General features: G+C 68.6%; 23 protein-coding genes. 12 read left to right on the forward strand and 11 right to left on the reverse strand.

Annotated elements, in window-relative coordinates; genetic code table 11:
• Positions 1-1229 precede the first annotated feature (1229 nt).
• Positions 1230-1667: an STAS domain-containing protein gene (locus ACWDKQ_RS28240; protein ID WP_450141804.1), complete on the forward strand. Its 438-nt coding sequence runs from the start codon at positions 1230-1232 to the stop codon at positions 1665-1667.
• Between the two features lie 167 nt (positions 1668-1834).
• Here the strand turns inward: ACWDKQ_RS28240 and ACWDKQ_RS28245 are convergent, their stop codons facing one another.
• Positions 1835-2230, reverse strand: coding sequence for an STAS domain-containing protein (locus ACWDKQ_RS28245; protein WP_450141805.1), 396 nt, complete (start codon positions 2228-2230; stop codon positions 1835-1837).
• A gap of 336 nt (positions 2231-2566) precedes the next feature.
• Here ACWDKQ_RS28245 and ACWDKQ_RS28250 point away from each other — a divergent pair, with 336 nt between their 5' ends.
• The 10 genes from ACWDKQ_RS28250 to ACWDKQ_RS28295 all read left to right on the forward strand — a co-directional run bounded on the left by ACWDKQ_RS28250 (position 2567) and on the right by ACWDKQ_RS28295 (position 10703).
• On the forward strand, positions 2567-3037 hold the full coding sequence (locus ACWDKQ_RS28250; protein WP_450141806.1) for an ATP-binding protein: 471 nt from the start codon (positions 2567-2569) through the stop codon (positions 3035-3037).
• A gap of 219 nt (positions 3038-3256) precedes the next feature.
• Positions 3257-4093, forward strand: coding sequence for an STAS domain-containing protein (locus ACWDKQ_RS28255; RefSeq protein WP_450141807.1), 837 nt, complete (start codon positions 3257-3259; stop codon positions 4091-4093).
• Positions 4094-4098: 5 nt separating this feature from the next.
• The gene (locus ACWDKQ_RS28260) at positions 4099-4476 is read left to right on the forward strand and encodes an STAS domain-containing protein (protein ID WP_450141808.1); all 378 of its coding nucleotides are present in this window, start codon (positions 4099-4101) and stop codon (positions 4474-4476) included.
• The gene (locus ACWDKQ_RS28265) at positions 4473-4901 is read left to right on the forward strand and encodes an anti-sigma regulatory factor (RefSeq protein WP_450141809.1); all 429 of its coding nucleotides are present in this window, start codon (positions 4473-4475) and stop codon (positions 4899-4901) included. The genes ACWDKQ_RS28260 and ACWDKQ_RS28265 overlap by 4 nt, the downstream gene beginning before the upstream one ends.
• Entirely contained in the window at positions 4898-5896 is a 999-nt protein-coding gene (locus ACWDKQ_RS28270) for an ATP-binding SpoIIE family protein phosphatase (RefSeq protein WP_450141810.1), read from the forward strand. Before ACWDKQ_RS28265 ends, ACWDKQ_RS28270 begins: the two co-directional genes overlap by 4 nt.
• Positions 5863-7248 carry a PP2C family protein-serine/threonine phosphatase gene (locus tag ACWDKQ_RS28275; RefSeq protein WP_450141811.1) on the forward strand — a complete coding sequence of 462 codons (1386 nt, stop codon included), beginning with the start codon at positions 5863-5865 and terminating at the stop codon, positions 7246-7248. Before ACWDKQ_RS28270 ends, ACWDKQ_RS28275 begins: the two co-directional genes overlap by 34 nt.
• Before the next feature lie 353 nt (positions 7249-7601).
• A complete protein-coding gene (locus ACWDKQ_RS28280; protein WP_450141812.1) occupies positions 7602-8072 on the forward strand; it encodes a transposase in 471 nt (156 codons plus the stop codon).
• The gene (locus tag ACWDKQ_RS28285; protein ID WP_450141813.1) at positions 7966-8205 is read left to right on the forward strand and encodes a zinc ribbon domain-containing protein; all 240 of its coding nucleotides are present in this window, start codon (positions 7966-7968) and stop codon (positions 8203-8205) included. Before ACWDKQ_RS28280 ends, ACWDKQ_RS28285 begins: the two co-directional genes overlap by 107 nt.
• Positions 8206-8286: 81 nt before the next feature.
• Positions 8287-10170, forward strand: a complete 1884-nt coding sequence (locus tag ACWDKQ_RS28290) for a glycoside hydrolase family 15 protein (RefSeq protein WP_450141814.1) — start codon at positions 8287-8289, stop codon at positions 10168-10170.
• Positions 10171-10331: 161 nt separating this feature from the next.
• The gene (locus tag ACWDKQ_RS28295; RefSeq protein ID WP_450141815.1) at positions 10332-10703 is read left to right on the forward strand and encodes a hypothetical protein; all 372 of its coding nucleotides are present in this window, start codon (positions 10332-10334) and stop codon (positions 10701-10703) included.
• A gap of 19 nt (positions 10704-10722) precedes the next feature.
• On the opposite strand, the gene ACWDKQ_RS28300 is transcribed toward ACWDKQ_RS28295, so the two are convergent.
• Positions 10723-10983: a hypothetical protein gene (locus ACWDKQ_RS28300; RefSeq protein ID WP_450141816.1), complete on the reverse strand. Its 261-nt coding sequence runs from the start codon at positions 10981-10983 to the stop codon at positions 10723-10725.
• Between the two features lie 296 nt (positions 10984-11279).
• On the opposite strand from ACWDKQ_RS28300, the gene ACWDKQ_RS28305 reads away from it, so the two are divergent.
• On the forward strand, positions 11280-12029 hold the full coding sequence (locus ACWDKQ_RS28305) for a VIT1/CCC1 transporter family protein (protein ID WP_450141817.1): 750 nt from the start codon (positions 11280-11282) through the stop codon (positions 12027-12029).
• Here the strand turns inward: ACWDKQ_RS28305 and ACWDKQ_RS28310 are convergent.
• From ACWDKQ_RS28310 to ACWDKQ_RS28350, 9 genes are all read right to left on the reverse strand, one after another.
• Positions 11934-13379, reverse strand: a complete 1446-nt coding sequence (locus tag ACWDKQ_RS28310) for a type III PLP-dependent enzyme (RefSeq protein WP_450141818.1) — start codon at positions 13377-13379, stop codon at positions 11934-11936. The genes ACWDKQ_RS28305 and ACWDKQ_RS28310 overlap by 96 nt on opposite strands.
• On the reverse strand, positions 13372-14148 hold the full coding sequence (locus tag ACWDKQ_RS28315) for an HpcH/HpaI aldolase family protein (RefSeq protein ID WP_450141819.1): 777 nt from the start codon (positions 14146-14148) through the stop codon (positions 13372-13374). The genes ACWDKQ_RS28310 and ACWDKQ_RS28315 overlap by 8 nt, the downstream gene beginning before the upstream one ends.
• Positions 14142-15905 (reverse strand): IucA/IucC family protein, encoded by a 1764-nt coding sequence (locus ACWDKQ_RS28320; protein ID WP_450141820.1) that lies wholly within the window; start codon positions 15903-15905, stop codon positions 14142-14144. The genes ACWDKQ_RS28315 and ACWDKQ_RS28320 overlap by 7 nt, the downstream gene beginning before the upstream one ends.
• Positions 15902-17545, reverse strand: coding sequence for an IucA/IucC family protein (locus tag ACWDKQ_RS28325; protein WP_450141821.1), 1644 nt, complete (start codon positions 17543-17545; stop codon positions 15902-15904). Before ACWDKQ_RS28325 ends, ACWDKQ_RS28320 begins: the two co-directional genes overlap by 4 nt.
• The gene (locus ACWDKQ_RS28330; protein ID WP_450141822.1) at positions 17542-18759 is read right to left on the reverse strand and encodes an MFS transporter; all 1218 of its coding nucleotides are present in this window, start codon (positions 18757-18759) and stop codon (positions 17542-17544) included. Before ACWDKQ_RS28330 ends, ACWDKQ_RS28325 begins: the two co-directional genes overlap by 4 nt.
• A complete protein-coding gene (locus ACWDKQ_RS28335; protein WP_450141823.1) occupies positions 18759-20483 on the reverse strand; it encodes an IucA/IucC family protein in 1725 nt (574 codons plus the stop codon). Before ACWDKQ_RS28335 ends, ACWDKQ_RS28330 begins: the two co-directional genes overlap by 1 nt.
• Positions 20483-21496, reverse strand: coding sequence for a 2,3-diaminopropionate biosynthesis protein SbnB (sbnB, locus tag ACWDKQ_RS28340; protein ID WP_450141824.1), 1014 nt, complete (start codon positions 21494-21496; stop codon positions 20483-20485). The genes ACWDKQ_RS28335 and sbnB overlap by 1 nt, the downstream gene beginning before the upstream one ends.
• 15 nt (positions 21497-21511) lie before the next feature.
• On the reverse strand, positions 21512-22495 hold the full coding sequence (sbnA, locus tag ACWDKQ_RS28345) for a 2,3-diaminopropionate biosynthesis protein SbnA (protein WP_450141825.1): 984 nt from the start codon (positions 22493-22495) through the stop codon (positions 21512-21514).
• A 554-nt stretch (positions 22496-23049) separates the two neighbouring features.
• Positions 23050-23355 carry an Imm1 family immunity protein gene (locus ACWDKQ_RS28350; protein ID WP_450141826.1) on the reverse strand — a complete coding sequence of 102 codons (306 nt, stop codon included), beginning with the start codon at positions 23353-23355 and terminating at the stop codon, positions 23050-23052.
• Between the last annotated feature and the right edge of the window lie 185 nt (positions 23356-23540).

Below are 23540 nucleotides of genomic sequence, written 5' to 3' on the forward strand. Positions count from 1 at the left end.
GGATGCGTTGGAGTCGCAAACCCAAGCAGGATAAGGCCTTTGCCTTACCTCAGGCCGGATCTACCCACCCGACACGCTTGATGAAGGCCTAGTCGATCGCCGTTCGAGCAAGGTCACCGCCTGTTCGGAGTGCGGCGCCGAATCTTTATGAGCAGCAGGGACAAGCAGGTTCCCGCGAAGCCAGTGAGCAAGTAGTCCAACGCGCATTGCATACCTCGACGACTCCCGCCTGCAGTCCTCACCACGGGAAGCGCAGGCCATCGGGCCCGCCGTCGGCGGCGACCGCGCTCGGCCATTTATTTGCCGTTGGACAAACATATACGTGAGACCCATCAGGCACCAGATCCGGCAGCTCGCGCCCGGCCGTCCAAGCGCATCGCGCCAAGCGCCCAACCGCAGCGGTCGACCCATCGACCAGCGATTTCAGGATTGAATTCCGTTGCCAGATGTGGCATCCGATCCGAGCCCTTGACGCTGGTCCACGACGACTTCAACCTTCGCGCCACCAAAGAAGCCCAAGGCGGACCGGCGGATTCGCAACATGCGCTGTTGGCGGAAATCGGTGCTCCAGCTGCCCTGCTGGCTAATTCCGCGAGGGCTGGTTTCACCGCGGGATTGGTCCGGTTCTGCCTCGCCAACCGGTTTGCGGTGAACGGCCTGTTCACCTCGATAGACGACACGAACGGCCCATTCGCTTCACGCCCGCACCTTCCCAAACAGCCCCGACACCGCGACGAAATTAACCAGCAGGGTCTCCAGCTGCCCCAAAAACCGGCCTTCTTCGGGCGATCGAAGAGTACGTCTCGTTCTAGTGCTAGCAAACCGGAAAAGTGCGTCTGCAGTGCCTTGACTGCGGTGTGCGCGACAACCACCACAGCTCTCGCCGCGGGAAGCGGCCAAGTACCAGTAAAACCAGCGATCGCAGCCGGGTTCATCGTGCTCCTCGGCGCGTGCGGTGCTCCACCTCCGCCCCTGGACGCGACGCGTCCAACGGCGCCACCAGCAGCACGGCTCGGAGCTCGCCGAGCGTGGATGAAGACGTGCTCGCGCCGGCCGGGCGCGCAGACCGTCGACAACCGCACGCGCCCGTTCACGGCGCATTCGGCGCAGTTTGACGGGGAGGGGTTTGGGGCTGCCCGCCCCCGGGTATAGATCATCTGGCCGACAGGTCGAACGGCATGGATCGCTGGGCTGCAGCCGTGCACCCAGCAGCGAGAAAGGACCGCAGCATGACCGTTCCGGACTCCACCTCCGAAGACCCCGGGCAAGCGAGACCACTTCAGCTGCTGGAGCGGTCCGCGGCGGCCTCCCCGCCGCACGTCCAGCTCTCGAGTCCACGCGGCGGCTCGCTCGTGGCGACCGTCAGCGGGCAGTTCGACGCGAGCTCGGGACATTCGCTCGAAGACGTCCTCGTTTCGCGGTTGACCGCCGACGTCGAGGTGCTCGTGGTGGATCTGAACGAGGTCGACGAGCTCGACCTCCCGGGCTTGCAGATGCTCACCAGCGCGTACATGACGATGAGGGCGGAGTTCCGGGAAATCGCCTTCCGCGTGGTCGTGGCCAGCGAGGCGCTCATGGACGAGTTGCGCGCCGCCGGTCTCAACGTCGTGCTGGACTGCCGGCCGAACCTGGGCGCCGCGCTCGAACCACCGGACGGGGCTCGGTGATGGGCGCGGTGATTCGCGGTGCGCGGCTGCGCTGTTGCGCACCGCGGATCACCGTGTCCACCCGCGAGGCAGGCCGGCCACCGCGCCGGACCGGCTCACCCGCCCCCACACGTCCGGGCGAAGGGATCAACCACGTCCACGAGATAGGCTGCTCGTCGGACCGCAGGTCAGGACTGCCCGCCCTGCAGGGCGTTCTCGAGCGAGTCGAAGACCGCAATCTTCCGGTCGAGCGCGGTGATCTGCAGCGGTCGGATGGTGGCGCTGCTGGTGGCCACCACTCGCAGCTCTGCCCCGCGCTCGTTGGCCAGGGTGTAGCCGTTGACTAGAGCCGACAAACCGGCCGAAGCGAAGAAGCTGACCCCGGAGAGGTCCACGACGAGGGCCGAGACCTCGTCGGCGACCGCTTTTGTCAGCTGTTCCTGGAGCTTCGGGGCGGTGACCATGTCGATCTCACCCGAGACGGTCAGCACCGCTGCCGAACCGCGCTGCTCCACGGCGAACGACGCGGTCTGCAGCGGCGTCGAGGTGGTCGATTCCGGCGAAGACGATTCGAACCTAGTCACAGCGGCCACTATCTCATACACCGCCGCCGGATCGCGGCAGCCTGCGACAGCACTGACCCGCTGTGAACGGATATCTTTGCCAGAAGACAAACAGTTGCGGCGGGCACGCGCACCGACCTCCAGCTGATCAACGGAACACCGGTGTTAACGTGGCGTTCCACTCCAACGTTGCCGCCTGCGCACCGGGGTCATGGGGCTCGCTCGCGAATGCCGACCCCACCGTTCGCGCCCGGCAGTTCGAACTTCACGGCAGGCGACGCGCATCGTCCAGCGGTTCATCGGGCCCTGGTCGGATCGAGAGCGTGCGAGCAGAGACGTCGAAACGAGGCCTGGACGATGAGCCTGAATGGAAGCGCCGACCGAGTCGCGGCGGCCCCTCCCGATCCCCCGCACTGGCACGAGGTACCCGCGGAGCCCGGACGTCTGCGGCCGATCTGCCGAGCGCTGACCGATTGGGCCAGCGGCAACGGGGTCACCGACGAGCGCGCCGAAGCGGTCGCGCTCGCGGCGTACGAGGCGATGGCCAACGTCGTCACGCACGCCTACCCCGACGGCGGTGGCGTGCTGAGCGTCCGGGCCGCCTTCCACCTCGATTCCGCCCGCATCGAGATCGCGGTCCAGGATTACGGCCGGTGGCGGATCCGTGCGGAGCCGGAGGACTCCGGCGAGCACGGCGGACGCGGCCTAGTGCTGATCCGGTCCCTCGCCGACCACGTGGAAGTCCTCCCGGAACAGGTCGGCACGACCGTCCGGATGACCTGGGACGCGGCGGAGCCCGCGGAGCCCCAGCCGCATCTAAATGCCTGATCAGCTCGCCGCTGCGCGTCTCCGCGCCCGGCTGCCGTGGCGCCGCGCGGACCTCGGCGCGAACACTATTGCGGTGGAACCGGTTCGACCGGCAGGATGATCGACGTCGTCCGCCCCCGGTGGATCCGGCCGGTGGACGTGGTTTACGTTTGCCACAGGGCAAGAAAAAGCAGCGCGCGTTGGCGGTGTCGGTGTCGGTGTCGGTTGGGAGTTGACCACATGAGCGTCGTGACACATGACGAGGTTCGCCGCGAACTCGTTGAATTCCTCGGCCAGCGGCAGCCCGACGTGGTGCGCGAATGGTCGCTGTTGCGGACGTTCGCCGAGCAGCGGACGGTCGACGCGATGGGTGGGTGCACCGAGCTGCTGAACAGCGTCCTCCGTGCGGTCCGGGACGGTCAGGAGCACGACCCGGAGGCCGCGGGGTTCGACGACGTGCGACCGATGTTGCGGGCCTGCGCCGGTGGCGGCGCCAGCCGACGGCTGGACCTCCTGGCGCTGAAGGAACCCCTGCTGCGCCTCTGGTGGGAGCACCGCGCCGCAGCGCCTGCCGTCACGGATGGGGCTTTGGCGCTGTCCTCCGCGGTGGACGCGCTGCGGATGGTCCAGCTCCAGGAGGAGCTGACCGCGGGAACCGAGACCATCTCGATGCAGAGCCAGCAGCTCACCGAGCTGTCGACACCGGTGATCAAGCTGTGGGACGGGGTGCTGGCCGTCCCGCTCATCGGCACGCTCGACAGCACCCGCAGCCAATCCGCGACGGAGGGTCTGCTGGAGCAGGTCGTCGTGCAGCAGGCGAAAGTGGCGATCCTGGACATCACCGGCGTCCCGACCGTCGACACCATGGTCGCGCAACACCTGCTCAATACCACGATGGCCGCGCGCCTGATGGGTGTCGAGTGCGTCCTCAGCGGAATCCGGCCGCAGATCGCACAGACGATGGTCCAACTGGGCATCGACCTCGGTGACCTGGTCACCAAGGCGTCGCTGGCCGACGCCCTGAGTTACGCGCTGCGGAAAACCGGCCTCGCAGTCGTCCCTGCGGACCAGGGGTAACGGTCGTGGCCTCGGCATCGATCCTGGAGCTCGACGGGGCGCTGGTCGCCACGCTCCAAGGCGAGCTCACCGACGGTGCCGCGCTCGATCTCCAACAGGACCTCGCCGATGCGGTCGTCGCCGTCGGCGCGCGCGGAGTGCTGATCGACATCTCCAGGCTCGAGCTGGTCGATTCCTTCCTGGCCCGCACCATCTACGACATCGCTGCGGCGACTTCGCTGCTGGCGGCGGAAACGGTCGTGGTCGGCATGCGTCCCGAGGTCGCCATCACCCTGGTCGAGCTCGGCCTCACGCTGCCCGGGTTGCGCACCGCGCGAACAGTCGCGGACGGCATGGCGCTGCTGAGCATCGCCTCGCCGAACCGGTCAGTGGAGGGCAGATGAGCGCGCCCCGCACGGCCCACGAGGTCCCGATCGCTGCGGAGCGCGACATCGTGCAGGTCCGGCAGGTGGTGCGAGAGCTCGCCCTGTCCGCCGGCTTCTCCCTGGTGGCGCAGACGAAGACGGTGACCGCCGCGAGCGAGTTGGCGCGCAACACCTTGATGCACGGTGGCGGCGGCAAGGCCACCGCCACGCTCGACGAGGCTCCGGGCGGTCCGGCGCGGCTGCGGATCACCTTCCGCGACGAGGGGCCCGGGATCACCGACGTCGACCTCGCTCTGCAGGACGGTTACAGCACCGGCGGCGGGTTGGGCCTCGGTCTCAGCGGAGCTCGCCGGCTCGCCGACGAGTTCGACATCGAAACCGGCCCCGGCGCGGGAACTGCCGTGACCGTGGTGTTCATCGCCCGCAAGGCGGTGCTGCGGTGAGGAGCACAGCGCTTGCCATCGCGGAGGAAGCGCACGTCGCCCGCGCTCGCCAGCTCGCCACCCATGCGGCCCAGGTCGCCCAGTTGCCGCAGCGATCGGTCGACCGGGTCGCCGTCGTGGCCTCGGAACTCGCCAGCAACCTGCGCAAGCACGCGTCCGACGGCCTGTTCTCCGCCGTGCCGCAACCCGGGCGCTTGGACCTGGTGGCGTGCGATCGTGGTCCCGGCATCGATCGTGTCGCGGACAGCCTGCGCGACGGCCATTCGACCGCGGGGACGCTCGGCACCGGGCTGGGTGCGGCCCGGCGGCTCGCCGACGAATTCGACATCTTTTCCCGCGAGGGCGTCGGCACGGTAGTGCTCGCACGCTGGGGCACGACCGACGGCTGGCCCGGCGCGCTGCGGATCGGCGCCGCCCAGTACACCTGCCCCGGTGAGGTCGTGACCGGCGACGGGTGGTGCGTGACCGCCGCGAGCGACCGGGTCGTCGTCGTGGTCAGCGACGGGCTGGGCCACGGGCCCGCCGCGGCGGCGGCCACCGCCGCGGCCGTCGATTTCGCCAGCACGCACCCGGAGCTCAAGCCGGCCGCCCTGCTGGCGGAACTGTGCGGTGAGCTCGCCCCCACCCGCGGCGCGACGGTTGCGGTCGCGGAGATGAACCTGGCGCGCGGCGCCCTGCGGTTCTGCGGGATCGGCAACGTCACCGCCCGGTTGCACTCCGAACCTGCGGGGACCAGCGAGCAATTGCCGTCCCTGCCCGGGATCGTGGGCCACCGGTCGCCTCGGCTGCGCCCCGGTCGGGAGTACGAGCGGCCGTGGACCGGGGCCGAACGGCTGATCCTCCACACCGACGGCGTCACGCAGCGCTGGACCCCGGAGGACCGACCCGACGTGTTCGGTCACGACCCGTCCGTCGTCGCCGGCTGGCTGCTCGGGCAGCACTGCCGACGGCGGGATGACGCGTGCGTGGTGGTGCTCGGCGGGAGCAGGGCCTGATGGGCTCCCGCGAGCAGCTGGAAGCGATTCTGCGGGCGCCGGGGAGTTCAGCCGCGCTGCGTTGGCCGGAGGTGGCAGCGCGACTCGCCGCGGCCGAGCCGGACGACGTCCTCGTGCAGACCCTGGGCGAGCTCGTGGAACAGCTCAAACAGCAGCAGGAAGAGCTGAGCTGGCACCGCGCGGAACTCTCGCAGACCAACGCTGGTCTCCTAGCGCTGCACTGCGAGCTCGACCGGGAACGTCGGCACAACGCGTTCCTCGACGACGTCAGCCGGGCATCGGCTACTTCCTTGGACAGCACCGAGATGTGCGCTGCGCTGGTGCAGCTGTTACGGGCGCGCGGTGTCGCCGACGCGATCACCATGTGGACACTGGAAGACGACAACCTCCAGGCGATCGGCGACGAAGACGCGGAACCAGCGCAGAGCACCCGCCGTGCGTTGGCGACCGGCGAACCGGCAGGTGTGGACACGGCCCGGTTGAGCGTGCCGCTCACCGCTGGCCCGCGGAGCCTCGGCGTGCTCGACTTCCACCGGGTGGACGGCATCTTCGGCGAATCCGACCTGGCCACCAGCAATTCGGTTGCGGTGCGCGTCGCTGTCGGGCTGCGCAACATCAACGACTACCAGCGGGAGCACGAACTCGCCGAACGGCTGCAGCGGGCGATGCTGCCGCGGCTCGTCGTCCCGGAGAAGCTGGACGTGGTCGCCAGGTACCGCTCGGCGACCAGCGGCGTGCAGGTGGGAGGCGACTGGTTCGACGCGGTGACGCGACCGGACGGCAGTGCGGTGCTCACCGTTGGCGATGTCACGGGACACGGCTTGGACGCGGCGGTGGTCATGGGCAGGCTCCAGAACGCCCTCCACGCCTACGCGTTGGAGGGGCATCGCCCAGCGCTTTCGCTGCAACTCGTGCACGATCTCCTCCGCTCATGGGACATCCGCTCCTACGCGACCGCCGTGGTGGTCGAGGTCGATGTCGCCGAGAACGCGATGCGCTGGGCAAGCGCCGGTCATCCGCCGCCGTTGCTGGACGATCCGCACGGAGGCGTCAGGTATCTCGAAGGCGAGAACGCCTCGATGCTCGGCGTTCCGTTCCACCAAAAAGTTCCTGAACACGAGGTGGAGCTCTCGCCGAGATCCTCCGTAGTGCTCTACAGCGACGGCCTGATCGAGCGCCGCACCGAGGACATCGACACCGGGCTCGCGCGGCTGGCCGCGGCCTATGCAGCGGCGCGGACCCGTTCGCCGCAGAAGCGCGCGGAGCACCTGCTGAGCACACTTCTCAACTGCGAGGCGCACGAGGACGACGTGTGCCTGCTGATCTGCGAACTGCTCGAAACGTCAGACTAGCAACGCCGTCCGCAGCTGAGATCGCGCCCGCAGGGCGTGGTCAGCGCGCCGGTCGGGGGGCCAACTGTTCGGGTTTCTGCGTCGGGAACGCTGCCCGTGCCGCCCGAACTTCCGACCGCAACGATCCTCGTGGACCCACCGAAGACACTGGATGGTCGGACCGTGGCGTACTGCCGGGTGTCGTCTGCGGATCAGAAAGACGACCTCACCAGGCAGGTTGGTCATGTGGCCGAAGAGTGCGGCACACGTGGGATCTCGCTCGATGCGGTGGTGACCGAGGTCGGCTCGGACTGAACGGGACTCGTTCGAAGCTGCGGAAAATCCTCGCCGATCCTGGAATCACCCGGATCGTGGTGGAGCAGCGTGACCGGTTGACCCGCTTCGGTGTCGAACACCTGGAAGCAGCCTTGTCCGCGACCGGTCGTGACCTGGAGATCGCACAGCGTGAACTACGCCGGTTGCAACGCCAAGCCGCGCGGCGCACCGGAGGCGGCAAGCGCATCCAAGGGAAGCGTTCGGCAGGGTGGCGTAAGGCCCAAGCCCGGATCGCGAAGCCGCATGCGAAGATCGCAGGCGCGCGCCGCGACGGGTTGCACAAACTCTCCACCCTGCTCGTACGCGAACACGGTGCGATTGTGCTGGACGACCTCAACGTTACCGGCATGATGCGCAACCGGCGGTTGGCGCGGCCATGTTACCTGTTCGGGCTGTGGTGTGGTGAAAGCCAAACTGCGCCTGTCCGAACGGATCTTTCAATGTCAGGCGTGCGGCTTGGTCCTGGACCGGGACATCAACGCCGCACGCGACCTCGCTGCTCTCGTTGAGCACGAGACCTCTTCGGCGAGTTGCGCCGTGAAGCTAAACGAGCCCGATGGAAACCCACGTAAGACGACCCCTTGCGGCGCTGCGGGTACCGCCACGGGAGGACCCAAGCCAGTACAGCTCTCGCTGCTCTAGCTCGGGTCAACGCCAGCGGCGTAAGTCGCTGACTCGGTGAGCGCTTTTACACGTTTCCCGAACGGTATAGCCTCGATCAGCGTGGACGATGATCTCAACGAGCACAGCGGACCTGGCTCTATCGAGGACTACGCGCTGCTCTCCGACCTCCGCACCGCGGCGCTGGTCGGCAAGGACGGATCGGTCGACTGGCTGTGCCTTCCACGATTCGACTCCCCGTCGTGCTTCTCACGCATCCTCGGCGACGAACGAGACGGCCATTGGCGGATCGCCCCGAGCGGCCAAGTGCGGGAAGTGCGGCGCCGCTACCGGGACAACTCCCTAGTTCTGGAAACGGAATTCCACACCGCCGACGGCGTCGTGCGGCTGGTCGACAGCATGCCTCCGCACGAGAAGAACCAGGACGACGAGCCGTGCCTGGTGCGGATGGTCGAAGGCGTCTCCGGGGACACGGAGCTGACGATGCGTTGGGCGGTTCGGTTCGCCTACGGCGACTCGATGCCCTGGGTGCACCGGCGCGAGGGGAGCGATCCCGTCGCGGACCGGTGCATCGTGGCGGTCGCGGGACCGCAAACCGTTGTGCTGCGTGGTGATCTGCTGCCGCAGCGCCTGCCGGAGGAACGCGCCCACGAGCTGGTCTTGCGCGTCCGTGCCGGCGAGCGTTACTCCTGGGTGATGCAGTGGTCGCCCGATCCCGAGGACTTGCCCGCGCCGATGGATCCGCTGCAGGAGACCCGGGACAGCGAAGAGTTCTGGCGCGAGTGGACCGAGCGGATCGATTACCTCGGTCCGCACGCCGAGGCCGTGTACCGGTCGCTGGTCACGCTGAAAGCCCTGACCTACGCGCCCACCGGCGGCATGGTCGCCGCTGCGACGACATCGCTGCCCGAAGCTCTCGGCGGCAACCGGAACTGGGACTACCGGTACTGCTGGCTGCGCGACGCCACGCTCGTCCTGCTGGCGCTGGACAACTTCGGCTGCATGTCCGAAGCGGCGGCTTGGCGGTCTTGGCTGCTGCGCGCGGTGGCGGGCGATCCATCGGAACTGCAGATCATGTACGGCGTCGACGGGGAGCGGCACCTGCTGGAGTGGGAAGCGGACTGGCTGCCGGGCTACCAGGGCGCCAGTCCGGTGCGGATCGGCAACGCGGCTTACCGGCAGCTCCAGCTCGACGTGTACGGCGAAGTCATGGATGTGCTGCACCTGGCGCGCGAACGCGGCGCGCAGGAGTCCGCCCAGTCCTGGGCCATGCAGGTCGGCATGCTTGGCCATCTGGAGACGATCTGGGAGAAGCCGGACAAGGGTCTGTGGGAGGTTCGCGGCCCCGACCGGTACTTCACCCATTCCCGGGTGATGGTTTGGGTCGCGTTCGACCGCGCCGTGCGCGCCGCCGAGGAGGATGGGCTGCCTGGCCCTGCGGACCGGTGGCGGGAGATCCGGGACGCCGTGCACGCCGAAGTGCTGGCGAAGGCGTGGAACGAAGACCTGGAGTCGTTCACGCAGTATTACGGCGGTGCCACGCTCGACGCCGCCACACTGCTGCTCCCCGCGGTCGGTTTCCTGCCCGGTGACGACGAGCGGGTCCGCAGCACGATCCGCGCAGTCCAGGAGAACCTCCAGCACGGCGTGCTCGTCGACCGGTACTCGACGGAGGCCGGGAACGGGCATTCGGTCGACGGGCTCAACGGCCGGGAAGGGGCGTTCCTGGCGTGCTCGTTCTGGATGGTCGACGCGCTCGCCCTCAGCGGCAGGCGCGGCGAAGCCGAGGCGATGTTCGCCGAACTCGTGGGTCTGACCAACGACGTCGGGCTCTACGCCGAGGAGTACGACTCCACCACGGGGCGCTTCACCGGGAACTTCCCCCAAGCGTTCAGCCATCTCGCACTGGTCAATTCGGCCTCCGTCCTCCACGGAGGGCACACCAGGGGCCAGAGCAGCCGGCGCAACACCGTGCCCCGGGGCTAGGACTGCGAGCGCGGGATCAGCTGGCGGGCGTCCGGCGCTCCCGCGCAGCTGCCGATCACAGCGACGGATGACCGACTGCGCTAGCGGGGCTGCCGGTGCACGGCATTCCCGACGGCATCGGCTACATGTTCCAGAACGCGCGGTAATGCCATGGCGGTCCGTTGTGGACAACCTCGCGGCCGGACCGCGGTACCGGGCGAGTCGAAGAGTTCCGCGCGGGAGAAGGCCCGCGACTGGTCGCCCGGGTCGGCTTGGCCGGGTTCGAGCACTACTACCCGCACCAGCTCTATCCCCGACAGCATGCGCAAGCGGGTCGCGTGGCCCAAACGCTGGCAAACGAGCCGTCCATCCTGCTGATGGACGAGCCGTTCAGCGCCCTGGACGTGCAAACCCGCGCACTCATGCAGAGACGAATTGCTGCGGCTGTGTCGGGCACCGGCGCCGCGGTGATCTTCGTGACCCACGACCTCGAGGAAGCCGTCGCGTCGGCATTCCGCTGCATAGGCCCCGCAACGTCGAGTAGATCCGGCTGAGCACCGATTTCCTCGACCGCTACCGGGAAGTGTGGCAATCGCTGCGCGAAGAGGCGGAGAAGACCCGAGGAAGGAGTGCCGACCGCGTCGCCTGAGCACGACGCTGTACCGCGCTGGCCGCCACGACGGCCCCGGCCGCCGAGTCCGGCGGCGACGAATCCGCGAAGGCGACCGCGATGTCGGTGGTGCGCCGCCGCACGGCCACCGTGGTGAAGTAATCGACGTACTCGGCATTCGTGCCATCAGCGGGAACGAGGGCGGATGTGGCGTCGAACCACATGAGGGACCCGATCGGATTGTCGCGCGGAGTGGGGACGCGGTACTAGCAGCCGCGCTAGTAGCGCAGCCGCACTCATAATAAGTTCACCCTCCGCGCGTAAATCAGTTGAGGCTTGCCTGAGACGAGAATTCCCTTGCCTGCAACGACCTTGCCGGCCGAATCCACCCCTGAGCCACAGCTCAGAAGAGGCTTACCTGTTCAAGGAGAGCCTTTCCTAATTGCACGACAAATGACGGAAACAAGGTAAGACTCTCCTTGATTGCAATCCGTATAATATCGGGATAATGTCCCGAATCGTGACTATCTCGGATCTCGCTGATAGATCCCTCGGTGAGGATGCTCCCAAGCTGGATCGGCCGCGCGTCTTCCCGCTGGAACAGCGGCTCAACGCGCTGCGGGCCGGTGTTCTCGGCGCCAATGATGGGATCGTCTCAACCGCGGCAGTCCTCGTCGGCGTGGCAGGCGCGACGGTCTCCACCGGACCGATTCTCACGGCCGGGTTTGCCGCAGCGATCGGCGGCGCGGTGTCCATGGCCCTCGGCGAGTACGTGTCGGTTTCCAGCCAGCGCGACAGCGAACGCGCGCTCATCGAGCGGGAGCGCCGCGCGCTGGACGAGGACCCTGCGCGTGAGCAGCAGGCCCTCGCCCACCTCTACGAGCAACGAGGAATTTCTGCGGACACCGCACGCCGGGTCGCCGAGGAGCTCTCCGCCCACGACCCACTCGCAGCACAGGTACGCGAGCGGCTCGGCATCGACCAGGACGACGTCGCCAGCCCGTGGCATGCCGCCATCGCCTCATTCGTCTCCTTCGCGATCGGCGCCGTCCTGCCGATACTCGCAATCCTGCTGCCCGGTCCCGGTCTGCGCATACCGGTGACGTTCGCCGCCACTCTCGCCGCGCTCGCCCTGACCGGCGCGATCGCCGCCTGGATCGGTGGCGGGTCCCGACTACGAGCCGCGGTCCGAGTCGTGGTCGGCGGCGCGCTGGCACTCGGCGCTACCTACGCCGTCGGCGCGCTGCTGGGCACAACTGGTGTGCTGTGATCGCCCGATCAGCACGCCGTGAGCGTGTCCGCTGTCATCGGCGCCGCTTCCATTGCGATCAGCGGCCGTACCGGGGAATCGCGAACGCCCGCAACCATCCACGGAATCGTCCTGGCCGCGTCGCGCCGTTCCTACCGCCCGTTGACTTGACCAGATGTCGCCGTAGTAGACGTGTTCCGGATGCGGGTGGCTGAGGAAGTCGTGGTGCGAGATCTCCCAGCCGTAGGCTCCGGCGTGGCTGAAGACGAGCACGTCACCCGCCCGGATCCGCGCCACCGGCACGTCGCGCGCGAGCACGTCCTTGGGGGTGCACAGCTCCCCGACCACGGTGACCCGGGTGTTGCGAAGCTCCGGACGCGGTGCGCTCGACGACCACTGTTCCAACGGCAGCACGGTGAACGGATGGCTGTGCTGCCAGGAAACCGGGAGCCGGAAGTGGTGGGTGCCGCCGCGCACCAACGCGTAGTCCACGCCGTGGTTGCGCTTCACGTCGAGGACTTCGACCGCGTACGAGCCGGATTCGGCGACCAGGTACCGGCCGCATTCGAAGTCGATCTCTCGCAGGTGGTCCGGAAATCCGGCGACCACCGCGGGCAGCCCGCGGGCGAAGTGCCTCCAGTCGAACTGCTCTCCCAGGTCCGCATAGTTCACATAGTTCACCCCGATCCCGCCGCCGACGTTTAGCACCTCGCAACGCAGTCCAAACTTCCCTTCCCACCCGGACACCATGCGCCGGTAGTGCTCGAGGAGTTCCAGATGTGCTGGCGCGGAAAGGTTGTTGGACAGCGAATGCAGGTGGAAGCCGGCCAACCGCACCCCGGGAAGGGTCTGCGCCGCGATGACCGCATCCGGCAGGACCTGTTCGGAAATCCCGAACTGGGTGGGGCGCCCGGCCATCGCCAGGGTCGCGCTCGGGAAAGGACCGGCCAAATTGACCCGCAGCAGCACGTCCGCGGTGCGGCCGAGCCGGGTCGCGGCTTCGGAGATCCGGTGCAATTCCAGCACGCTCTCCGCGTGCAGGCGGGTGACGCCCTGCACCAACGCCTGCTCGATCTCCTGCGGTGTCTTGGCCGGCCCGCCGAAGATCACCGGGATGTCCGCTCTGATCGCTCGCGCCTTGACTAGTTCCCCACCTGAAGCGACCTCGAACCCGGCGACCAGAGGCGCCAGGGCGCGCAACAGCCGATCGTCGCTGTTGGCCTTCATCGCGTAGAACATCCGGCACCGCGGCGGGAGTGACTCCACCACGGTGCGGACGTGTTCGGTGAGCTGGTCCAGGTCGTAGGCGAACAGGCACACTGGTTCGCCGCCGATGCGGTCCTGCACGAGTTTCACCAGTCGGTCACGCATGGGTCGTCCCCCGGTGCTGGTCGAGGTGGGTGCGCAGCGCACGGGCCGCCAGGCCGCGTTCCTCGCCGAGGACAAAGGTGCGGACACCGGCGGCCTGCCACTGCTCGTGGTCTTCTCGGGTCCGCGGGATCGCGCAGAACGGCACGCCGTGCGCCTTGCACTCGGTGTGCACCCGCTGGAGTGCTTCGCGGACCATCGGGTGCCGGGTCTGCCACGGCACGCCGTAGGACTGGGACAGGTCGGCGGCGCCTTCCAGCACCAGGTCGACTCCGCCACCGGCCAGGATCGCCGGGAGTTCGTCGACGCCTTCGGCGTCTTCGACCATCGCGATCACCATGATCTCCGCGTTGGCGCGGCGGACGTACTCGGTCAGCTCGATGCGTCCGAAGCCCGGCACCCGACCACCGTTGAGGCTGCGCATGCCCTCCGGCGCGTACCGCGCGGCCCGGATCGCCGCATCGAGATCGGCTCTGGTCCGCACGTGCGGCACGACCACGCCCAGCGCGCCGGCGTCGAGCGCGCGAAGGATCGCGCCCGAATCGGCTTCCGGGACACGGACGAAGGCGACCAGGTCGACGGCTTCTGCAGCGCGGATGAGGTTTTCCAGCTGCTGCGGGTCCACGAGGCTGTGCTCGGTGTCCAGGACGACGAAGTCGTACCCGGCGCAGCCGATCATCTCCACCAGGGCGGGAGACGGGATCGAGCAGAACAGCCCGTAACTCTCGCCGTTTCCGGAAAGGCGTTGCTTGACGGTGTTGTGCCTCAGCACCGGTCCACCTCCGCGAGCGGGTTCGGCACGGTGTGCAGCCGGAGTTCGGTGTCGGGCAGCAGTCGGCGGGTGGTCAGCTTCTCCACCTCGATGGTCGGGGTGAACACGTCGAACAGCGCGAAGCGGTCGGCCAGTTCGCCGAACCGCTGCTGGTATGCGCGGATCTCGTCGCGCACCAGCCGCCAGAACCGCCGCTCGTCGAGGTCGCAGTGATCCGCGAGGAAGATGGCGAGCTCGCCGAGGTTGATGAAGAAGAAGGCATCCAGCAGGAAGTCGGTGACCAGGCCGAGTTCGCCGGTTTCGACGAACGAGTTGCGGTTTTGGTGGTGCGCCGGGGTCCCGGCCAGTTCCGGGCACCGCTGCGGCTCGGCGAGGTGCGCGCGGGAGAACCGGACCCCGTCGTGGAAGTCCTTGAGCACCACCCTGGTCGGTGTGCCGTTCTCGTGCACCAACACCATGTTCTGCGCGTGGGATTCCAGCGCGATGCCGTGTCGGCAAAGCAGGTGGACCAGCGGCAGGACGCTCACCCGCACAAGGCGCCGCACCCATTGCTCGACACCGACCTCGCGCACCCACGGGTCGATCAAGGGTGTGCCGTCGACTTGGCACGCGGCCAGTGCGGTGAAGGGCACTGCGCGCTCCCCCGGTTCGAGGTGCCGGTGCAGGCTCTCCCGCCAGATGCAGGCCAAGGCCCCGTAGGTGTCCGCCTGCAGCAGCCCGGGCTCCGGGGTCACCGACACGCCGAGCTCCTCGCCGAGCAGGACTGGGCGCAGCTCGTCGCGCAAGTAATCGTCCCCCGCAACGACCTGCCGCAGCCAGTCGGTGATGCGCGCTGCGTTGCGCACGGTGTGCGCGGCCAAACCCCGGCTCGTCGAGGTGTTCACGATGGACATCGACAGCTTCAGGTAGGGGCGCCGCGGATCGTCCCAGCAGGCCAGGGTGCGGATCGACTGCTGCGCGCCGAAGTCATCCGGATCGGTCCCGAGTGGGATCAGCTCACCGCGGCCGATCTGGTCGGAGAACGCCCTGGCGATCCGCTCCCGCCACTGCCACGGGTGCACCGGGACCAGCACGTAGTCGCCCGGATCGTGCCCGAGCTCCTGGATGCGGCGGTGGAATTCGGCGGCCACCGGACCGAGCTGGCCGGCCACGTACTGGTCGTCGACCGATGCGGAGGCGCTGATCTCGGTGATGCGGCGGTGCGCGGCCAACCACAGCGGACGTACCGGGTTGGCGAACTCCGGCCCGAACGCGATGTTGTCCGCCGCGTCGAACCCGAGCCGTGATTTGTAAGTGGGATGGTAGCGGTGGCCATCGGTGATGGCCGATTCCAGGGTGTCGTAGTCCGCAGTGGACAGTTCCGTCCGCCGCTCGGTGCGGACGTGCTCCGACAGTGCGTCCTTGAACAGGGTCTCTTCCAGCTCACGTGCGAAGCCGGTCAGGTAATCGGCGTCGGCGTCCAGCGAATCGCGCACTTCGGCCAGGAACAACGTGATCGACTCCGCCTCGGTGTCGCCGCGCCGCACCACCGACGTGAGGCCGACGCGGTCGAAGCCGAACCGGCGCACCGCGCGGAACGAGTAGCAGACTCCCGCACGGGCTGCGTCCGCGCCGTCGACGAAGTGCTGGTCGCCGTCCTGGCTGGTTTTCAGCGCGCCTTCGTAGACCAGGGACTCCACCAGCTGGCGGAAGACCCGGCGCCGCACGTTCAGGAAGCTCGGTGCGGTCAGTGCCGCGTGCACCAGCTCCGCAGTCATCGGTTCACCTCGCGAATCGGGTTGGGGACGTCGACGTAGAGCGGGTGCTCGCCGCGCTCGGCGAAGCGGCTGAGCAGGTTCGCCTTCGCCGGCAGCACCGGCGTTGCCAGCAGCTCCGCGGCGTAGCGACCGGGGCACTGCCGCAGGAAGTCCCGCGCCACCGACCACAGCTGCCGCTCGCTCGCCGGGGTGCACCGGCCCAGCACCGCCACCAGGTGGCCGAGGTGGTTGGTGACGAGGTGGTAGCGCAGCCGCAGCCACGCTTCGGCGTCGTCGTAGAGCACCGGGCTGTCCGGCGGGACGATCCCCGGCCGGGCGCGGTCGCGGCTGGCGCTGGTGCCTTCCATGTCGCGCACGAAGAACCACCGGGGCCAACCGTCCTCGACGTGCAGCAGGGTGTTCTGGACGTGGGCCTCGAAGCTGATGCCGTGGTCGGTGAACACCGCGAGCACCGGTCCCAACGAGATCCGCAGGTACGCCAGGAACCAGTCGGCGACGTGCCCGGGCGAAAGCGGGCCCGCTTCCGCCACGAGGTCCACCAGCACCGGCGCGCGCCCGTCGAGCCGGTCTTCCAGGAGCGCGGCGAGCACCTGCGGGGCGGTCCCGGAGCCGGTGAACGAGTTCCGCCGGAACAGCACCGCGAAATCCGCCGCCAAGTCACCGACGACGTCCGGGCCGACGGTTCGGTAGCCGGTTTCCGGCAGCACCTCGAACCCGTCGTGCTGCCAGCGGTCCGCGGCGTCGCCGACCAGCCGGCCGGCGTCGGCGGCGCGACGCAGGTGCTCGACCGGGTTGTTGCGGACGAAGTTGGTGATGCGCACGTGCAGCGGCAGTTTCCACGCGATCTCGAAGCCCGGATCGCACACCGTGCGCACCGAGGACGTCGCATACACCTCCGCGCCCAACGGCCCGAGGGGCACAAGCCGTCCCGCGTCGACCAACGCCGAGACCTGCGGCTGCTGCTGGAGGTAAGCCGCCTGCCACGGGTGCACCGGCAGCAACTCGTAGTCGGACTGGTCGGCGTGCAAGGCGGCGCGGGCCTTCTCCTCGACCTCCGCCGGGATCCAGGGCCCGTCAGCCACCCGGTCCTCCAGCAGCAGATCGGGTGCCACCGCCCAGTGGTGCAGCTGGAACGACGCACCGAGTTCCGGTGCGTAGCGGGCGAGTTCGTCGTCGCTGAATCCCTCCGCGCTCTTCGGCGTCGGGTGGAACGGGTGCCCCAACAGCAGCGACTGCTCGGCGTGCCGGGTGATCTCCTCCGGGGTGACGGGGGTGGGGCGTTGTGCACGGGAGAGGTAGCGCGCCGTCCTGGCGACGCTGTTGGCGACCTGGCGGCTGAACTCCTCCGCTGCCCCCGCTGGTGCCTCGACTCCCCGTTCGGCGAGCTCACCCGCTATCAGCGCCACGAATTCGTCGTGGTCGACCGGGAGCCGGCTGCCGTCGACGAGTTCCCGGAACACCTCGGGCCCGTAGGAGTGGTGGCCGAACTCCGACCGGTACCGCACCTCGGCTCGCAGCACCCCGCCCGCCGCGCGCAGGGGAACCCGCAACGCCTCGTTGCTCACCTCTCCGCCGATTTCCCGCGCCAGCGCGTTGAGCATGCGCTGTCGCGCCGCGGCACGTGCCAGAACGTCCTTCACCGCAACACCTTCTCGCGAATCTCAGCCGGCTGGACGGGCTCCGCGCCGGATTTCGGTCGGCCGGCTAGGGCCAGCAGCGCGGCCACCCCCAGCAACGCCCCGATAAGGGAGAACACCGCTGCGGGCGGCAGCAGGACCGCCAACGCCGCGCCCGCGAGCGGTCCGAGCACCTGGCCGAGGTCGAGGACCCCGGTGCTGAAACCGAAGGCGGTGCCGCAGCCCCGGTCCGGGACCCGGCGAGCGGTCACATGCAGCACCGACTGCACGAGGGCTGCGAAGCAGAAGCCCTGGACCAGCCGCAGCGGCACCAGCACTTCCACGCTCGCTACCGCCTGGAGAGCAACCGCGAGCCCGCAGCTGGCCGCGGCCGCGGCGAAACCCAGCCGCGCGGGTCGGACGTCGTTTCGGCGACCCCACCACGGGCTGCCCGCGCACGACGCCAACCAGGTCACGGCCTGCAGCACACCTACCCAGGCCGCCGCGCTCGCCACCGAACCCGTCATCCGCTCGACGTGCGGCGCGAATACCACCACCAGCGCGTAGATCGCGGTCTGAGCGGCGAGCCCGGCCAGCAGCATCGAACGGCTTTCCCCCGACCGCAGCAGGGTCCCGGCCACCACCCGCGCTGATCGACGTTGCCGAGCGCGGCCCGGTGGTTCGGTCAGCAGCACGGCGGCGAGCACGCTGGACATCGCGAGCAGCCCTGCCACCACCGCGAACAACGGGCCGAATCCGAGCTGCCCAGCCAGCAGTCCACCCACCAGCGGTCCGAGCAGTGACCCCGCTGCGGTGGCGCCGAACAAGGAACCGAGCGCACGACCGCGGCGGTTGGTCTCCGCTGCGGCGTTCGCATATGCGGCTGTCGCGCTGACCACGCCGCCGCAGATGCCTTGCAGCAGCCGGCACGTCAGGAACTCGCCCGGGGTGCTCGCCAGCGCCATGAGCGCGATGGCCAGGCCCAGGCCGGCGTGCGCGCGCACCACCATCGCCTTGCGGCCGAAGCGGTCGCCCACCCAACCCCACACCGGTCCGCTGACCACTTGCACCAGTGCCGGGGCCGCCAGCGAAACCGCCGTCCACCAGGGGATTTCGGCTTCCGGCGTACCCAGGCCGACGAGGTAGAAGGGCAGCAGCGGAACCACGATGGTCAGTCCTGCGGTCGCGGCGAACTGCCCCAGGCAGAGGACGGCGAACGTCCGGCCGGACGATCGCATCAGCCCACCGCCCCGCAGGCCAGCGGATTCGGGACCGCACCAAGGCCAGCGGGCATGCTCACACCGCTAGACCGGCCTTGGCGCAGCAGCGGTCCCAGCACCTCGCGGCTGGGCCAGGTCGCGGCACGCAGCAGCCGTGCATGCAGGACCTCGGCAACCGCAGCCGGCAACGGTTGCAAGCATTCGTGCACCGCGACGCGCAGCTGCGTCCACAGCACGGCTTCGTCCAGGCCGAATTGGCGGCACAGCGCATCGGCGATGCCGTAGAGGTTCACCTGGAACCCGAGGGTCTGGAGGTAGCCGACCAGCGATTCGGCCGACTCCAGCCGAAGTGACTGCGCAGCCCCGGGCTTGATCGCGTACTCCGGGTCCCGCGCCCCGGCGCTCGCCATCCACTCCGGGAACAGCCGCAGCGTGTCGTGGTCGCGGAGCAGGAATCGCTCCACCCGTGCGCCACGCAGCTGCACCACGACGTTCTGCCCGTGCAGCTCCGGCAGGACCCCACAGCGCAGGAAGGCGAACCCGAACTCGCAGAACGACTTCGCCAGCTCCCGGAAGAAAACGACCGGGTCGAACTGATCCGAGATCGCCGGTGCCAGCACGTCCCACTCGTGGGCGGCCAGCGCCGCCATCGGAAGCACCAGTCCGTCCAGCTCGGGGTAGACCCGCACCTGGGCGGCGAGCTGGCCGGGCCGATCACCGAACTCGTCGGTGGGGTCGTGCCAGCCGCACCAGATCCGCTCGTCGCACAGCGCAACCCTGCGGCGCAGCAAGGGGTCCCGATCGACGAGTTCCCGCAGGCACTCCTGCGCCCGCTCGGCGTTGGCCAGGTAGCGCGGGGGCAGCAACCTCGTAGCTCCCAACGTGGCCATCCCGAGTGGGAGTTTGACATGGCGCCGGGTCTCGGGCGCGGTGGTCAAGGTGCGGATGGAAGCGGTGGGGTGGAATCGGCCGAGACCGCGAACCAGCGGGATGACGGCCCGGGTGGCCAGCTCCTCGCCGAACTGCGCGGGCAGCAAGTGGTCGAACTGCCACGGGTGCACCGGAATCGCCAGGTACTCGTCGTCCACGACATCGACGAGAACCTGCCGCCCCTCCTGGTCGAGGACCAGATCCGGCAGCCGCTGCGAATCGGGATCCGCGCCGAAGCGCAGCCGGTCCCGCCGAACCGCCACCCAGTCCAGGCCCAGCGGTTCGGCGCGCATCGGCCCGTACCGGGCCACCTCTCCGGAGGTCCACCCCGACGCGGCCCGCGCCGTGGGGTGGAAGGGTCGGTTGCGCGTCGCCGCCAACCGCTCCCCCGCCAGCAACCGGCCTTCCTGCGGCGCCAAGTCGAGCGCGGCGCGCTGCCCGAGCACCACCTCGGCGTGCTCGACCGCTGCGCGCACATCCTCGGACACCTCGGCGGCACCGGCCAGCTCACCGCCGGCCAGCACCAGCAGTTCCTCCGGCCGCAGCGGCCGCGCCGCCGAACCGCCGCCGCCCAACCAGACCGGGCCACGGGAGTACCGGTAGCGCTGCAACGCGCCACCTGACCGCACCCGGCAGCACACCCACCCGGCCGCCAGCTTCACCCGGCACCACCGCTCACCGGGAGCCAACGGTTCACCGACGAGCCCCGCGAACTGGTCGGCTTCGGCACGGGCGCCGAAGCCGGCCAGGTCCTCCTGTAGCAGCACATCGACGAGGTCCCGCATCACCAGCTCGGTCGCTTCCGCGCTCATCAGTACAGGTCCAGCCAGGTTCCGATACCTCGGCTCTTCGCCCGCTCGTACACCGCACCGGCACAGGCGATGTCCTCGACCGCCATGCCCATCGGGTTGAGCAGGATGATTTCGTCGTCGTCGGTGCGCCCGGACTTGGTTGCGGCCAGGATCTCGCCGAGCTCGGCGTGCAGCTGCTCGCGGGAGAACGAACCTTCCAGCACCAGCTGGTTGATGATCTTCTTCTCCCGGTTGCACTGCTCCCAGTCGTCCACTACGACCTTGTCGGCGTTGAGGAATACATCCTTGTGAACGTCCATGATGGACACATTGCACACCAGCGCACCCGGCTTGATCCAGCTGAACGGGAGGTAGGGCCGACTGGTGACGGTGCACGGGACGACGAGATCACCGGCCCGCACGGCGTCCTCCGCGGTGTCGGCGACCCGCGCCTTGACCGCCGGGTGGTCACCGCTGATCTGCTCGGCCAGCGCGTGCGCCGCCTCCGCCTGCTGGTCGTAGAGGTGGACCGACTCGATGTGCCCGAACTGCTGCAGCAGCGCGGCGATCTGGGTGCCCCCGATCACCCCGCAGCCCACCAGCGCGACGTCGGTGAACCCGCCGCGCGCCAGGTGCCGGGCAGCCAGGCAGGTCACCCCGGCGGTCCGCCAGGCACTGATCAGGCTGCCTTCCAGCACGGCCACCGGGTAGTTGCTCTCCGGGTCGTTGAGCACGATGACCGCGCTGGCCCGTTCCCGCCCTCGCCGGATCGGGTTGTCGTGTTTGCTGCCGATCCACTTGATCCCGGACAACCCGGGTTCGCCGACGTGCGCGGGCATCGCGATGATCCGGTCGGCGATGTGCGTGCCGGCAGCTCGCAGGTAAGGCTTGAGCGGCTGGACGGTCTTGCCCTCCGCGTGCGCGATCAGCCCCGCGCGCAACGCCTCCACGTACAGCTCGGCCTCCGCACCACCGACCGCCGCGATGTCGCTGCGGCTCAGGTAGAGCATCTTCGGGGATTGCTCAGTAGACATAAGATCTCCTCGTCGTCAGTTCGTGCAGCGCTGCCTGGCGGCGGCGAACCAGCCTTCGTCGTAAATAAGGTCGAGGTAGCGGTCTCCGCGGTCCGGGAAGATCGCGACCACCCGGCAGGGGCGCGGCAGCCGGGGCAGCGTGCGCCGGATGGCTGCGACCACCGCCCCTGTCGAGCCACCGGCGAAGATGCCCTCTGCGGCCAGCAGGTCGCGGCAGCCCACCGCCGTTTCGAAGTCGTTGACGTGCACCACGTCGTCGATCTCCGCCGGGGCGAACAGCTCCGGGACCCGGCTGGCCCCGATGCCCGGCACGTCGCGCGGTCCGGCCGGTCCACCGAAGATCACCGATCCCACGGCGTCGACCGCGGCCACCCGCAGATTCGGGAAGCTCTCCCGCAGCCGCCGGGAGCAACCGAGCAGGCTGCCTGTGGTGCTGACCGCGCCGAACAGGTACGACGGCGGTCGGATCAGCTGCTCGGCGAGTTCGGCGCCGGTGCCGTGGTAGTGGGCCTCCCAGTTCCGGTCGTTGGCGTACTGGTTTACCCAGATCGCCGCCGGCGAGCCCGCCAGGATCTTCTGCACCCGGCGGATCCGGGTGTGCAGGTAGCCACCCATCTCGTCCGGTTCGGTCACCACGTCGACCTCGGCCCCGAGGTGCCGCAGGATCGCGACGTTGGCCGGGGCGGCCTTTGGGTCGAGGACGCAGGTGAACCGCAGGTCGTGGATGCGCGCGGCGATGGCCAGCGCGATCCCGAAGTTGCCGGAACTGCTCTCCACCAGGTGACTTCCCGGGCGGATGGACCCTTCGCGCAGTCCACATTCGACGATGTGCCGCGCGGAGCGGTCCTTCATGCTCCCGCCGGGATTCATCAGCTCAAGCTTCGCAATCACCTCAACATCTGGTTCGGGGAACAGCCGGTTCAGCGCGACTACGGGCGTGTTGCCCACGCAATCGAACACGGACTCGGCGACGGATTCGGTCAGGGTGTCGACAGCCACGTTTCTCCTCAGCTCGGCGACCGGAACGGGCAGGGCGACATCCGGAACGCTAGCAAAGGTTAGCCTAACTTAATAGAAAAAGATCAAGAGATCACCATCACACAGACGCGACAAAGTTGGCCCGAACACCAGCAGCGCGCACTCGCGATTCCAGGCCAGTACCCACGCAACGATGCCGCCGCCTGGCAACAGATCCGGACAGGCACCGAACCCGGCCCGGGCCCGTGTCGCTCAAACGACAGGCGCGAGCGAGGTCGCATGTCCCCAATGGCTTGAACCGGGCGGACGCCGCAGGGTCAGCACCGCGCGGCTCCACCGGCCTGGCCAGCGGGTCATTCAGACCAAAGGGACGACACGATTTGCACCCGCGCCCCTTGGGAAAGATCTATCCACAATAGACACCTAATCAGTAAAAACCCAGAAACCGCAGTACAAAACTGCCGGATAGACTTTAGGGTGATGTCGCCGCCCCGCCACCTAACAGCGACGGGACGGATTCGCCAACAGCATCCCGTTCATCGGGTGCGGGGCGCGTTTGTTGTTTTCCGGGGCGGTCAGTACCACTTGCCAGGCTGCCACTGCACGCACGTCGGCCGCAGTCCGGTGCGGCAGTACTCGGCGATGGCCTCGCGCACCGTCTCCAGCGGCAGGGACGCCGAGCGGGGGAAGTCGATCCCGTCGGTGTCCAGTGGTAGGACGGGGGTGTTCTCGTCGGCGTCGGGATTGAGTGAGTCGGCCAAGCCATCCGGAGCGCCGGGGTTGAAGTAGTTCAGTGCCCCCCATCCGGTGGTCGGGTTACTGGAGACCAGCAGCCGCGAGACCGGTCGAGGCGGTGTCTCGACGATCTCGCGGATTCCCATCGTGCTTCCTTTCTCTGGTTGCGCGCTCCGTTCGGACCGCTCCAATTCCAGAGCTTTTGCGCGGGAACCGGTTGTTTTCCTACCAGCCATGACCCTGGTGGTTAATTCTCGGGTTGAGTGAGGGTGTGTTGGGCAGGCCCGGGATGATGATCTTGCGGCAGTCTTGTGGTGTCTGGCCGCAGGAT

The organism is Saccharopolyspora sp. NPDC000995, from assembly GCF_053599315.1.

What these genes read in the sequence shown, in the direction of transcription:
- sbnB (WP_450141824.1), bottom strand. Translation starts at nt 21,496, where the DNA reads ATGTCTACTGAGCAATCCCCGAAGATGCTCTACCTGAGCCGCAGCGAC.
- ACWDKQ_RS28240 (WP_450141804.1), top strand. Translation starts at nt 1,230, where the DNA reads ATGACCGTTCCGGACTCCACCTCCGAAGACCCCGGGCAAGCGAGACCA.
- ACWDKQ_RS28300 (WP_450141816.1), bottom strand. Translation starts at nt 10,983, where the DNA reads ATGTGGTTCGACGCCACATCCGCCCTCGTTCCCGCTGATGGCACGAAT.
- ACWDKQ_RS28250 (WP_450141806.1), top strand. Translation starts at nt 2,567, where the DNA reads ATGAGCCTGAATGGAAGCGCCGACCGAGTCGCGGCGGCCCCTCCCGAT.
- ACWDKQ_RS28350 (WP_450141826.1), bottom strand. Translation starts at nt 23,355, where the DNA reads ATGGGAATCCGCGAGATCGTCGAGACACCGCCTCGACCGGTCTCGCGG.
- ACWDKQ_RS28335 (WP_450141823.1), bottom strand. Translation starts at nt 20,483, where the DNA reads ATGAGCGCGGAAGCGACCGAGCTGGTGATGCGGGACCTCGTCGATGTG.
- ACWDKQ_RS28265 (WP_450141809.1), top strand. Translation starts at nt 4,473, where the DNA reads ATGAGCGCGCCCCGCACGGCCCACGAGGTCCCGATCGCTGCGGAGCGC.
- ACWDKQ_RS28320 (WP_450141820.1), bottom strand. Translation starts at nt 15,905, where the DNA reads ATGACTGCGGAGCTGGTGCACGCGGCACTGACCGCACCGAGCTTCCTG.
- ACWDKQ_RS28255 (WP_450141807.1), top strand. Translation starts at nt 3,257, where the DNA reads ATGAGCGTCGTGACACATGACGAGGTTCGCCGCGAACTCGTTGAATTC.
- ACWDKQ_RS28330 (WP_450141822.1), bottom strand. Translation starts at nt 18,759, where the DNA reads ATGCGATCGTCCGGCCGGACGTTCGCCGTCCTCTGCCTGGGGCAGTTC.
- ACWDKQ_RS28310 (WP_450141818.1), bottom strand. Translation starts at nt 13,379, where the DNA reads ATGCGTGACCGACTGGTGAAACTCGTGCAGGACCGCATCGGCGGCGAA.